This window comes from Methylophilus sp. TWE2 (assembly GCF_001183865.1).
In the GTDB taxonomy this organism is placed as follows: Bacteria; Pseudomonadota; Gammaproteobacteria; order Burkholderiales; family Methylophilaceae; genus Methylophilus.
Genome location: NZ_CP012020.1, coordinates 899,640 through 912,548, shown reverse-complemented (window position 1 = coordinate 912,548; position 12,909 = coordinate 899,640). Strand labels below are relative to the sequence as shown.

Below are 12,909 nucleotides of genomic sequence, written 5' to 3'. Positions count from 1 at the left end.
TTGGTCGTTGAAATTCATGCAAAAATCTACCGGAAAAAGTCCCTCGCTTGCGTCAGAACATTCTGACATCGCTATCAGAATGATGAGACTGCCCTCTACACAACCCGCTTTTTAGAATGTCAGCGCGTAAAACTTTTATGCGTTTTAAAGCGTGTTCATTTAAATAAGGGCGAACAAATCATGAAAAATTTATTGGTGAGTGCATTACTGATGGCGGGCTCAATGACTGCCAGTGCAGGCGTGGCCGTGACAGTCGGCCAGCCTGGCTTTTATGGGCAAATCGTTCTTGGGGATGCCTACCCCGCGCCTCAAGTCATTTATCCCCAGCCAGTGATCATCCAGCCGCCACCAGTCGCCGTCGTACAACCGCCTTTGTATTTACATGTACCCCCCGGCCATATGAAAAAATGGGGCCGTTATTGTGGAAATTATGGCGCATGCGGTAGACAAGTATATTTTGTGCAAGACAGCTGGTATCAAAATGTCTACGTCCCTCGCTACAATGCGCATGCAGGTAGACCTGGAGGCCCTGACAGATGGGATCATCATGACGATCACAGACATGGAGGCGGGCCCGGTAAAGGTGGTGGCCCTGGCAATGGTCGTGGCCACGGCCATGGTAAAGATTAATGCATTGATGATTGCCCAAAACACTGCTGTGTAAGGAAGAAGTCAGCCAGGATTGCTATTCTATAGTCTTGCTGACTTCATTAATTTTAACCGTAACAACCGATTGATAAGCGTTCGCTTTCAACACGCGTCTTATAAATGATGCGCCTGGAATGCCCCTTGTTCAGAACGTTGTTTTATCAGGGCAAGGATTTTGCACCTTTTTTTATTACATTCCTTACTCACCTCTGCTCAAAGTGCAGTCTCCTGTCCGCCTGACGAGTATCCGCCTATTTTTCCGCAACCGCTCCCACTTCCAAAATGACAGGAAAATAAAGTGCTCTTATCTAAATCCTCTGGAACTTTCAAATAGGCTAGCACTCTCATGCTTTGAGTGCTAAAATCATTTTAAGCATCTTCTTTTTTTTAAGGAGTTTATTATTAACGCTTTGACTTTACCTGTTGTTTCATCGGCTGACAGCCTGGATAAATACCTGCAGACCATCAAGCAGTTTCCAGTGCTCACGGCAGAGGAAGAGTATGGTTACGCTACCCGCCTGAAAGAAAGCGGTGACCTGGAATCTGCGCGCGCACTGATTGTGTCGCATTTGCGTCTGGTCGCCAGTATTGCGCGTGGTTACAGCGGTTATGGCTTGCCACAATCTGACCTGATTCAGGAAGGCAATATTGGCCTGATGAAAGCGGTTAAACGCTTTGACCCTGATCGTGGCGTGCGCCTGGTTTCATTTGCCATGCACTGGATCAAAGCCGAGATTCACGAATACATTGTGCGCAACTGGCGGCTGGTGAAAACCGCGACCACCAAGGCACAACGTAAACTGTTTTTCAATTTGCGCAGCATGAAGCAAGGCTTTGAAACGCTGAGCCAGGATGATGTACAGCGCATTGCGACTGAGCTCAATGTGAAACCGGAAGAAGTGACCGAGATGGAATACCGTCTCAATGGCCAGGAAATTTCACTGGATGCGCAGGTCGATGAAGATGGCGAAGAAGTATATAGCCCTATTTCCTTCCTGGAGGATGAAGGCCCTGAGCCTTCTACGCTGCTGGAAAATCTGCAGAATGAGCACATGCAGACTGAAGGCTTAAGCAACGCATTGCAGCAACTGGATGAGCGTAGCCGCCGCGTATTGCAGGCACGCTGGCTGACCGAAGGTGATTCAGCCACCTTGCATGAGCTGGCTGCAGAATTCAATGTGTCGGCTGAGCGTATCCGCCAGATTGAGCAAAAAGCGATGCAGAAAATTAAAACCTATATGCTGGAAAGCAAATAACAAAAACGGGTGCTTAGGCACCCGTTTTTGTTTCATGGTTTTATTTTTATTGGCGACGAAAGTTGAATTGATAAAAGTGCCTTTAGGCCGCTTGCACGATCACTTCTTCATGCGCTAACGCAAACATGGCTTTGCCATTGAGCTGATCCAGTTCAGCCAGTTGCTGGCGAATCGATAGTTCCACTTGCTCCAGGTCGGCTATCCGTTCTTCTAGCGTATCTGTCGCCTGATAAATACGCTTGATACTTTCTACACGCCGCTTAAGCTGCACATGATGTTCACGCATCTGGCTTTCCATAGGTGCAATCACTGCCTTAAGCCAGCTCTCAGTATCGCGGTTTGCCGCTTCATACTCCAGAATCACATGACTGGCCAGGGTTTCAAAAAACTTGCTGGTCAACGTCAGTTTTTCGTGGGCAATCATATTGAAGGTGGTATTAAACTGGTCACGGTAAATCGTTTCCAGTTTATTGAGGGCTTTTAAATAGCGTGAAGTAGAGAATGGTGGCGGCGTCTTTTGCAGCAATCCATGTTCTTTGGAGAATTTTTCATACATGGCCTCCATCATTTTCTTGATTTCAAGCACATGCACATCGGCATCCATCATGCGGCGCTTGAGATCACTGAAAAAGTCATCCATGGCCTGACGCATGGTTTTAGTAAACGCCGCTTTCATCATAGTATCGCGGGTTTCACGAACCTTGGTTTTGAGGGCTGGCATCCCCAGATGGTGGAATAACTGGTTGGACTGCACAGAAAATACACTACGCAACGCCTGGTAGCGTTGCAAGCCCACTTCAAAATTCACCTTATCCTGCTTGACCTTGCGCATCATCTGCGCAATCACATCTTCGTTTTTGCCTTGCAGGCAGCGCAGCTCGTCCGTTTGGTCAAGCACACTTTGCAAACGCGTTTCCAGCGTAATACGCGTTTGCTGCATCATGTCTTCAATTTCGCCCTGTATGCTTTCACGCACAATTTCCTGCTTGGCTGGGATCAGCTCGTCAGACAGGTTTCTCTCCAGTTGCAGCAAGCGGCTCTTTTGCAGCAGTACCTGGTCACCCTTCACCTTGGCCAGCAGGCCTTTCTGGGCAGAGGTCGGCAAAATCTGGTCGCGCGGCAAGCCGAGTAATTCGGCAGTATTTTGCAACTGGCGGTACAGCTCGGTTTCGACTTCATCGTCAGTTTTCAATGGGTCCCATAAACCATCGATTTTATTGAGCACCGCCATGCGGCCTTTTTGCTTCCAGCGTGCGCCACTGATATAACGGCGCCAGACTTCCATTTCAGATTTGGTGACGCCGGTGTCGGCGCCCAGGATAAACAATACAGCATGCGCATTGGGCAACATGCTCATGGTCAACTCAGGTTCTGCACCAATCGCATTCAAGCCTGGCGTATCAAGAATCACCAGACCCTGTTTGAGCAAAGGATGTGGAAAATTAATCACGGCGTAGCGCCAGCAAGGGATTTCCAGCAAGCCATCTTGACCAATGAGCATGGCATCATCCGGCTGTTCCGGATGGTATAAACCTAAAGACTGGGCTTCTTCTACGGTGACACGGCGCGTGCGGCTCACCTCTTTAAAGGCCTCCACCATGCTTTCACGTGAGTGCGCATCAAATTCAACTACAGACCATGCCTGAGGCGTACGACGGTATTCAGTAATGGAAATCTGGTGGGTGCTGGTTTCAATTGGCAGTAATGACAAACTCACCGGTTTGCCATTGTCATAGCGTAATTCAGTAGGACACATGGTGGTGCGCCCGGCGCCGGATGGCAGCAAACGGTGGCCGTAACCGGAAAAGAAAATCGCGTTAATAAGCTCGGATTTGCCGCGCGAGAATTCGGCGACAAATGCCACATTCAGCTTATCTTCACGCAGGCGGTTTAATTGCTGCTGTATGCGCTCTTCAATCTGCACATCGCTGAGCTGTTTATCGGCCAACCAGCGCCGATACTCCCCTAAGACATCAGCAATCGATTGACGCCAGCGTGTGTACAAATCAAATTGTTGTGCCAGTCTGTTGTTTTCCATAGGACCTGCTTAATTGTTATAAGGTAACCTATTCATGATTGTCTGTTTTACAGTAATCTATCATGAAATAATAAAAGTTCAAATAAATCATGTAGGTATAGCTATTAATTCACAAATAAAATGAATTATCAACCATAAGATACAACAACCTAGGCTCATGCGTTGCATGCGTGCATCTGCTATCATGCGCATAATCAAAGTTATCGACTCAACCCACGACTTTCTTCAATGCTATGAGCGGTCTTCACCCCGATTGTCCTACCCCTACCCTGATCCAATTGCATCAGGGATCACACTTGCTGGAAATACACTTCGACAACCATACCGAGTGCATGCTGTCTTGTGAGTTTTTGCGTGTCTACTCTCCGTCAGCCGAAGTCCGCGGGCATGGCGCAGGTCAGGAAGTGCTACAGCTGGACAAAGAAAATGTGAACATCACCGGGATTGAACCCGTTGGCCGTTATGCTATCAAATTGATCTTTGATGACGGTCATGATACTGGCCTGTATTCATGGGATTATTTGTACTACCTGGCACAACATTATGAGAGTTTGTGGCAAGACTACGTCACTAAACTGACCATCGCTGGCCATACCCGTAAGGAACCGATACATGCAGCAAAACACTGATCAGGAAAAAACCACCCATTTTGGCTTTGACACGGTAGCGGAGTCAGACAAACAGAAAAAAGTCGGTGAGGTATTTCATTCGGTCGCGCAAAAATACGACATCATGAATGATGTCATGTCCGCTGGCATGCACCGTTTGTGGAAGCGATTTGCGGTCGATATCAGCGGGGTTGGGCAAGGCGACAAGGTGCTGGATATCGCGGGCGGCAGCGGCGACCTGTCCCGCCTGTTTGCAAAAAAAGTAGGTACGCAATCAGCGGTCAATCCAGGAACTGTGATCCTGACCGACATCAATGCCTCCATGCTGGGCGTGGGCCGCGACCGAATGATAGATGCCGGGCTCAATATCCCGGCCGCACAGTGTAATGCCGAAATCCTGCCATTTGCAGATGAAACTTTTCATTGCGTGATCGTCGCCTTTGGCTTGCGTAATATGACCCATAAAGACGTTGCGTTGCGTGAAATGCAACGCGTGCTTAAACCGGGCGGGCGCTTGCTGGTCCTGGAGTTCTCAAAAGTCTGGCAGCCATTGGAAAAACTGTACGACACCTATTCATTCAAATTACTGCCCAAATTTGGTAAATGGATCGCAAACGATGAGCCTAGCTACCGCTACCTGGCGGAAAGCATACGCATGCACCCTGATCAGGAAACGCTCAAACACATGATGCATGAGGCTGGCTTTGGCAAAGTGGATTATTACAACCTGACTGCCGGCGTTGTTGCCCTGCACAAAGGCATCAAGCTTTAAGCCATGTTTAAACCATTGATTCAATTTGTGCTGCAACACCTGATGCAGCAAAACAGCTGGACGGCGCCATTGTTACAGCCCTACGCACAGAAAAACCTGCGCATTGACTTCAAGGTCGCCCAAGTGATGCTGACAATTCTCAATAGCGGCGAACTGGCTATTGCAGCCGACTCGGCCACCGCTGACGCTACCATACATCTGCCACCTAGTTTGGCGATGCGCTTACTGCGGCAAGACCCGCTGGCACACAGCCTGATCAAAATTGAAGGCGATGCCACTCTCGGCATGGAAGTTGGCAAGATACTCTCTGCTATCCGCTGGGACGTTGAAGACGACCTGAGCAACATCGTAGGTGACATTGCGGCTTACCAAGTCGTGCAGTTAGGGCAGGAAAAACTGCAACGCTGGCACGGCCAGGCCAAAAATCTGGGTGAAATGCTGGTGGAATACTGGCAGGAAGAACGCCCCATCATTGCCAAAAAAATCCATATCAAGCAATTTAACCGCTCTGTTGACCGTCTGCGTGAAGACACTGACAGACTGGAACAGCGCGTTGAGAAACTGCTTGCTGCCGCCACGCCTCCTGAAAGTCAGTAAGCATGCATTGGTTACGTTTTTTTCATATTATCGGTGTACTTATCTGGTACCGCCTTGATGTTTTCTTTATCCGTGATGAACGGCCGGGAATCGCCTCCCGTCTGCTCAATATACTGCTTTTCTGGCGGCATGCGCCAGAAAAGCGCGCAGTACGCCTGCGGCTGGCACTGGAAAGACTAGGACCCATTTTCGTCAAGTTCGGCCAGATGCTCTCCACCCGCCGTGATCTGCTGCCGCCAGATGTCGCTGACGAACTCACCAAGCTGCAGGATCAGGTCCCCCCGTTTAGCTATACACAGGTTGAAGCTATCATCAATCAGGCATTTGGTGCACCGCTGGCAATCGTCTATGCCGAGTTTAATACGACGCCTGTCGCCAGCGCCTCAGTCGCACAAGTGCATTTTGCCAGGCTGCACAGTGGCGATCAGGTCGCTGTTAAAGTACTGCGCCCAGGCATTGCGGCCATTATTCACCGCGACATTGCCCTGTTAAGTACCTTGGCCTGGTGGGTTAAAAAGCTTTCCAGCGAAGGCCGCCGCCTCAAACCCGAAGAAATGGTGGATGAATTTGCCCGCCATACCGAGCATGAACTTGATTTGACGCTGGAAGCTGCACACTGCGCCCAATTAGGCCGCAACTTCAGTGACCGCCGCCTGCTGGTCCCCGCAGTGTATTGGGATTACTCGCACAAGCAAGTCATGACCATGCAGCGCATGCATGGTACGCCAGTGCGCGATACGGCCTCGCTGGCGGCTTACGGCATTAATCTGACCCAACTGGCACACGAAGGCGTGGAAATCTTTTTTACACAGGTATTCCGGGACGGTTTCTTCCATGCCGACATGCATCCAGGTAATATCCAAGTGGTCACCGAAGGGCCGGATAAAGGCAAATTTATTGCGTTGGACTTTGGCATCATGGGTAGCCTGACACCCACCGACCAGTATTACCTGGCGCGTAATTTTCTTGCATTCTTCAACCGCGATTACCGAGATGTGGCCGTGGCCCACATTGAATCTGGCTGGGTTCCGGCAGACACCAATGTGGAAGCTCTTGAAACCGCCGTACGTGCTATTTGTGAGCCGATCTTTGAAAAACCGCTCAAGGATATTTCTTTTGGCCGTACGCTGCTGAGCTTGTTCCAGATGTCACGCCGCTTTGGTGTCAATATCCAGCCACAGCTCATCATGTTGCAAAAAACCCTGCTCAATATCGAAGGGCTGGGCCGTGAACTCGACCCGAACATTGACCTTTGGCATAGCGCAAAACCTTTCCTCAAACGCTGGATGAGCGAACAGATTGGCTGGCGCAGTCTGCTCAAGTCTGCCAAACGAGAACTTCCTTATATTCTGACGCATGCCGCTGAAATGCCGCGTTTGTTTGAACAATATTTGCGCAACCAAACCGAGCTTGGCAAACAACAAAACCGCATTGACGCGCTGCTCGTCTCACAGCACCGACAGGCAACCTGGCAAAAGTGGGCCACCACTGCCATCATCGTGCTGGTATTAATACAATTTGCAAGTTTGTTCCTGCTATTTAACCACTAAGGGGAGATCAACCATGCGCCACATCAAAATACTGCTGGCAATCGTTTCCTTATTGCTCTCTTATTCCTTACATGCGGCAGACCTGGTCGGCCTTTGGCAAACCACGGATGACCGTACCGGCAAACCGCGATCACTGATACGTATCACAGAGAATGCCGGTGAATACAATGCGGTTGTTGAAAAAGGTCTACTCGCGACTGACACCGGCGATGCCGTCTGCGACAAGTGTACTGACGAACGTAAAGGCCAGAAAATTGTGGGCATGACAATAGCCAAACACTTGAAATCATCTAGCAAAAGCAATGTATATGAGGGCGGTGAAATCCTGGACCCGGAAAATGGCAAAACCTACAAATGCAAAATGACCCTGAGCCCCAACGGAAACGAGCTGGAAGTGCGCGGCTTTATCGGATTTTCATTGCTGGGACGCTCTCAGACCTGGAAGCGGATAGAGTAAATTGTGCATAATTGTAAAAAGGCCTGATTTTCAGGCCTTTTTAGTCTCCATTCCTGCAAGAAAACCATGCTTAGGGATGGTTTTGTTTTAAAATCGGCCTTTTGCAATCCATCAAAGGAAACTGGCTGTGCTGATCTGGTTTGTTGTGGCGTATTTACTGGTCTCAATAGGCATAGGCCTGATTGCCGCCAGAAACGTGCACAACACCAAAGATTATGCCGTCGCAGGCCGCCATTTGCCACTGCCTGTGGTCATGGCCACGGTATTTGCCACCTGGTTTGGCGCAGAAGCGGTCTTTGGTGTCTCAGCCACCTTTGTGCGTGAAGGGCTGACCGGGGTGGCGGCTGACCCTTTTGGATCCAGTATGTGCCTGATACTGGCCGGCATTTTCTTTTCCAGCCGCCTGTACAAACTCAACATCCTGACCCTGGGCGATTTCTACCGCATGCGTTATAACCGTTCGGTAGAAGTACTCACCACTATAGCCATTGTTATCTCCTACATGGGCTGGGTCGCTGCCCAAATCAAGGCGCTGGGGCTGATTTTCAACCTGATCAGTCATGGCGCCATTTCGGAAGAAACTGGCATGATCGTTGGTACGGCAATTGTGCTGACCTACACGACATTAGGCGGCATGCTGTCCGTCGCGATTCTGGACTTTGTACAAATGATCGTGGTCATCGGCGGCTTGTTGTATATCGCGAATATCGTCTCTGACCAGACGGGCGGTATCACCCCTGTGATCGATCACGCACGTCATGCCGGCAAACTGCACTTTTTCCCGCAATCCACAAACTGGAGCGTCTGGCTGACCTTTCTCGGTGGTTGGCTGACCATGATGCTGGGGTCAATTCCGCAACAGGATGTGTTCCAGCGCATCACCTCGGCCAAAACTGCCAGAATAGCCTTGTGGGGCTCTATTTTTGGCGCAAGCATTTATTTCTGTTTTACCTTTGTGCCCATGTTTATTGCCTATGCAGCCACCCTGATCGATCCGGCCACTTTTGGCACATTAGTCAACACTGACTCCCAACGCGTGTTACCTACCTTGGTAATGACACATACGCCGCTACTGGCCCAAGCCATCTTTTTTGGTGCAATCCTCTCTGCCATCATGAGCTGCTCGTCAGCCACTTTACTGGCGCCGTCAGTCACCTTTGCCGAAAACGTGGTGAAAGGGTTTATGCCACAGATGAATGACCATGCCTTCCTGCGCGTGATGCGGCTTTGCCTGGTAGGCTTTGCAGGCATGGTATTGCTGTACGCGCTGAACTCCGAACTGTCTATTTTTGGCATGGTGGAAAGTGCGTACAAAGTCACGCTGGCGGGCGCATTTATCCCCTTGCTTTTTGGCGCATTCTGGAAGCGGGCAACCAGTCAGGGCGCGCTGGCGGCCATCATTTTCGGCATTGCCAGCTGGGTACTGATTGAAATACTAGTAGGCGAAGACAGCCTGATACCCGCACAGCTGGCAGGGTTGGTGATCAGTGCGGCAGCCATGGTCATCGGCTCATTGTTGCCACAAAAGATTGGCGGAACGCCTCATAGCCCTTCCGGTTATTTGCACGAACACGCAGCACGCAGTCATCCACATTAAATCAGCCCCACTCACCTGGCAATCAGTGGAATACATCTCCAAAATGGCAACTTTTCAAATAAATAAAGTCATTTTATATTGATGATAATGTTTCTCTGGGATCATCTGTTTTGAGAAAATTAAATATTCATGGTCGTTAACAAGCGTCACTACACCCTACTTCTAAGCGCTATTGTGCTCATCGGCTTTATCGCGACCAGCCTGATTGGCTACTTTGTCGCTAAAGACTCCTTGACGGAACGTTTGCAACAGGAAATGTTACCGCTCACCAGTGACAACATTTACTCTGAAATTCAGCGCGACCTACTGCAACCCTTGCTGATTTCGTCCCTGATGGCAAATGATGTCTTTGTGTTTGATTGGGTCAATGATGGCGAGAAAGACGCCAGCAAGATGACCAGCTACCTGGCGCAGATCCAGAAAAAATATAACACCATCACCGCTTTTTTTGTGTCAGAAAGCTCTGGCAACTATTATCACCCTAGCGGCGTCTTGAAACGTGTTTCCAGCAAAAACCCGGATGATCACTGGTACTTTGACGCGAAGAACTCTGCCGGTCCCTACGTCATCAATATAGATCGGGATACCGCAGACAAGCGTCGGCTCAGCATTTTTGTTAACTACCGCATTGAAGATAAATCCGGCAGGTTTATTGGCGTGATCGGGGTAGGCTTATCGCTGCAAACGGTTGCTGAACTGATCGAAAATTACCAGAAGCGCTATGGGCGCGAAATTTACTTCGTGAACCGTCAAGGCGAAGTCATGCTACAAAGCAGTCACTATCGTTCAGAGTTGCATTTACAGGACAAAGCCGGGCTGGACAAAGCGTTTCTTAAAGTGCTGACCTCTCCCAGTGCTTCGTTTTCATTCAAAACCAGCAGTGGTAATACGCTATACCTTAATAGCCGCCTGGTGCCTGAATTTGACTGGTACCTGATTGTAGAGCAAGTGAATGACCCAAGCTCCGAACGTATCGAAACTGCTTTCTTAATCAACCTGGCGGTCGCTGTCGTCATCAGCATGATTGTGTTGGCCCTGGCGCACTTTGCCGTGCGCGGTTACCACGACAAGCTGGAGATGATGGCGACGCAGGACAAACTGACAGGCGTTACCAGCCGCCAGGTATTTGAGTTCTATTTCAAGCAGGCAGTCGCGCGCAACAAACGCCGCGATGAGTCGGTATCACTTGTGTTGCTCGACATTGACCTGTTCAAGCAAATCAATGACTCTTATGGCCACCAGGCGGGCGACCTGGTATTGACCCGGGTGGCGAATCTGATCAAATCCCACATTCGGGAAGAGGATGTGGTCTGCCGCTGGGGTGGAGAAGAGTTTTTATTGCTACTTTCTGGCTGCAATATACAACATGCCAGGGACATTACCGAACTCATCCGCTCGGCGGTTGCTAGCATGCAATTTCATTTCAATAACGAAATTGTACACATCACGGTGAGTGCTGGCGTGGCAGAAATGCACACGGATGAATTGCTGGGTCAGGTGGTAGAGCGGGCAGACCATCATTTGTATGCCGCCAAACGTGCGGGGCGAAACTGCATCAGGCCAGAGGTGGATGAGGAAGAATAAGCCTTTTACTTGTTTGCGGCACGACCTGCAACACGTGTGTCACGTGGCTGACAAACCTGGCAATAGAAGGTTGAACGCTGTCCTAGCCGTATCGTGAAAATGGCTTGCTGGCAAACACGGCAAGGCTCGCCGGTGCGGCCATAGACGAAATAAGTCTGCTGGAAATAGCCAGGATTACCATCCGCCCCAAAAAAGTCCCGCAGACTACTGCCACCGGCCTCCAGTGCTGCATTCAGCGTCGCCTTAATCTCCTGCACCAGCAACTCACATTGTGCCAGGCTTAATGACTTGGCGGGTGTTTCTGGATGGATACCCGCACGAAACAGAGACTCGCTGGCATAAATATTCCCCACACCCACCACCAGGTGCGCATCCATGATGGTGGTTTTAATCGCTGCATTGCGGGTACGCAATTGCCGGTACAAATAATCCGCGTTGAAGGCTGGCTCTAATGGCTCTGGCCCAAGCCTATTGAGCAAGACATGCTGCATGGGGTCCTGGTCCAGCCACAATACGGCACCAAACCGCCTCGGGTCACGCAGACGGATCACGCGACCATCAACAAAGCGGATATCAAAATGGTCATGTTTTTCAGCGGGGAAATCGCGCTCCAGCAGACACAAACGGCCAGACATCCCTAGATGCAGCAGCAATACACCTTCCACTTCCGTGGACCCTATTTCGGCGAGAATATATTTGGCACGGCGCTTGAGCTTGAGTACCCGGCGGCCTTGTAAATGCTGCGGCAAATCGGCTGGAATGGGCCAGCGCAAGCCGTGATGACGAATGGTTACCTGCTCAATCAGTGCACCTTCAACAGGCAACAACCCTCGTCGCGTCACCTCAACCTCGGGCAATTCAGGCATGGTAATTATTTGCTGCCTGGCGTCTGGATATTGACCGGTGGATTGACCATGGTAAAGCCGGTGTCATTGCTGAAGTGATAAATAATGCCTTCATCCGGGCGTGCCAACAGGTACTCCGGTGACTCCTGCAATTTATCAAAATGCACTTTTTTACCATTGCGCAACAATACTTCAAATGAAGGATAGGACTGCTTGCGATCAGGGGTGTAAAACTCTACTGAAACCGCTTGTGCCTGTACCCAGCTAAAATCACTCCACTCGTTCATATCGTTCTGGGTAGGTTTTGCTTTGGGGTCGTTGGCAGACCACTTGCCTTCATTGGATAACTCTACCTTGAGGGCATTTTCTTCCCATTGCTCGAGGTGAGCCAGGTCAAAACCAGCCAGTTGCTTGCGCTCTGCCGGGGACAATGGGGTTTTATCCACCATTTCAATGGGTTGTGTAGAAGCAGCCTCTCCATATTGGCCAGGCAATAAATACACTTGTCCGGCAAAACCGACATATTGCTCTTCAGTGACAGGATTGAACGTACCAAAGGTAAATACTTGATCGCCTTTTGCACCTGACAAGGTGAGTTTTAGCACAGGCTGGTCCAGTCCATATTTTGCCGCATCCTGCAATGGCAGCCTGGTCGCAGTCGTGGCAGCAATGATAGAGATGATACGTTGTACTGAAGGCTGGTCTGCACGTGCGGCATAAGGTTTGCGCATCATCCAGTATCCATCCTGCTTTTCAAACACCGTCGGCGCCTTGGCGGGAAACTCGGCTTTCACCGCCTCAAAATCCGCCATCTTCAGGTTGGATACCTCAAACCTGGCTGATAATGCTTGCTCTTGTGGTTTTAAGTGTAAAAACGCAGCAATGCCAACCACAACGACCAGCAACAAGAGATTCAGAATCCATCTTTTTTTCATAATACGACTCCGGCCAGCCTGG

General features: G+C 50.0%; 12 protein-coding genes. 9 read left to right on the top strand and 3 right to left on the bottom strand.

Translation table 11 applies throughout. The annotated features are described in order from the left end of the window. The first annotated feature begins 180 nt into the window (after positions 1-180). Together ACJ67_RS04370 and rpoH are read left to right on the top strand one after the other, a co-directional pair. The gene (locus ACJ67_RS04370; protein ID WP_049638033.1) at positions 181-630 is read left to right on the top strand and encodes a hypothetical protein; all 450 of its coding nucleotides are present in this window, start codon (positions 181-183) and stop codon (positions 628-630) included. A 428-nt stretch (positions 631-1,058) separates the two neighbouring features. Next, positions 1,059-1,904 carry an RNA polymerase sigma factor RpoH gene (rpoH, locus tag ACJ67_RS04365; protein ID WP_082163909.1) on the top strand — a complete coding sequence of 282 codons (846 nt, stop codon included), beginning with the start codon at positions 1,059-1,061 and terminating at the stop codon, positions 1,902-1,904. An 82-nt stretch (positions 1,905-1,986) separates the two neighbouring features. Here the strand turns inward: rpoH and ACJ67_RS04360 are convergent, their stop codons facing one another. Continuing rightward, positions 1,987-3,942 (bottom strand): dynamin family protein, encoded by a 1,956-nt coding sequence (locus tag ACJ67_RS04360; RefSeq protein ID WP_049638032.1) that lies wholly within the window; start codon positions 3,940-3,942, stop codon positions 1,987-1,989. Between the two features lie 233 nt (positions 3,943-4,175). Here ACJ67_RS04360 and ACJ67_RS04355 point away from each other — a divergent pair, with 233 nt between their 5' ends. The 7 genes from ACJ67_RS04355 (at position 4,176) to ACJ67_RS04325 (ending at position 11,107) form a co-directional block, all read left to right on the top strand. Then, entirely contained in the window at positions 4,176-4,571 is a 396-nt protein-coding gene (locus ACJ67_RS04355) for a gamma-butyrobetaine hydroxylase-like domain-containing protein (RefSeq protein WP_026295312.1), read from the top strand. Beyond that, positions 4,555-5,322, top strand: a complete 768-nt coding sequence (gene ubiE, locus ACJ67_RS04350) for a bifunctional demethylmenaquinone methyltransferase/2-methoxy-6-polyprenyl-1,4-benzoquinol methylase UbiE (RefSeq protein WP_049638031.1) — start codon at positions 4,555-4,557, stop codon at positions 5,320-5,322. The genes ACJ67_RS04355 and ubiE overlap by 17 nt, the downstream gene beginning before the upstream one ends. A 3-nt stretch (positions 5,323-5,325) precedes the next feature. After that, positions 5,326-5,919, top strand: a complete 594-nt coding sequence (locus ACJ67_RS04345; RefSeq protein WP_049638030.1) for an SCP2 domain-containing protein — start codon at positions 5,326-5,328, stop codon at positions 5,917-5,919. Positions 5,920-5,921: 2 nt separating this feature from the next. Then, positions 5,922-7,469 carry a ubiquinone biosynthesis regulatory protein kinase UbiB gene (gene ubiB, locus ACJ67_RS04340; protein ID WP_049638029.1) on the top strand — a complete coding sequence of 516 codons (1,548 nt, stop codon included), beginning with the start codon at positions 5,922-5,924 and terminating at the stop codon, positions 7,467-7,469. 13 nt (positions 7,470-7,482) lie between these two features. Beyond that, on the top strand, positions 7,483-7,926 hold the full coding sequence (locus tag ACJ67_RS04335; protein WP_049638028.1) for a DUF2147 domain-containing protein: 444 nt from the start codon (positions 7,483-7,485) through the stop codon (positions 7,924-7,926). A gap of 127 nt (positions 7,927-8,053) precedes the next feature. Next, positions 8,054-9,523 carry a sodium:solute symporter family protein gene (locus ACJ67_RS04330; RefSeq protein ID WP_049638027.1) on the top strand — a complete coding sequence of 490 codons (1,470 nt, stop codon included), beginning with the start codon at positions 8,054-8,056 and terminating at the stop codon, positions 9,521-9,523. Between the two features lie 129 nt (positions 9,524-9,652). Continuing rightward, on the top strand, positions 9,653-11,107 hold the full coding sequence (locus tag ACJ67_RS04325) for a sensor domain-containing diguanylate cyclase (RefSeq protein ID WP_049638026.1): 1,455 nt from the start codon (positions 9,653-9,655) through the stop codon (positions 11,105-11,107). Positions 11,108-11,112: 5 nt separating this feature from the next. Here ACJ67_RS04325 and mutM read toward each other — a convergent pair whose 3' ends face one another. Next, the gene (gene mutM / locus ACJ67_RS04320; RefSeq protein WP_049638025.1) at positions 11,113-11,973 is read right to left on the bottom strand and encodes a bifunctional DNA-formamidopyrimidine glycosylase/DNA-(apurinic or apyrimidinic site) lyase; all 861 of its coding nucleotides are present in this window, start codon (positions 11,971-11,973) and stop codon (positions 11,113-11,115) included. Positions 11,974-11,978: 5 nt separating this feature from the next. Continuing rightward, complete coding sequence (locus ACJ67_RS04315; RefSeq protein WP_049638024.1) at positions 11,979-12,887, bottom strand: DUF4340 domain-containing protein; 909 nt, start codon at positions 12,885-12,887, stop codon at positions 11,979-11,981. Between the last annotated feature and the right edge of the window lie 22 nt (positions 12,888-12,909).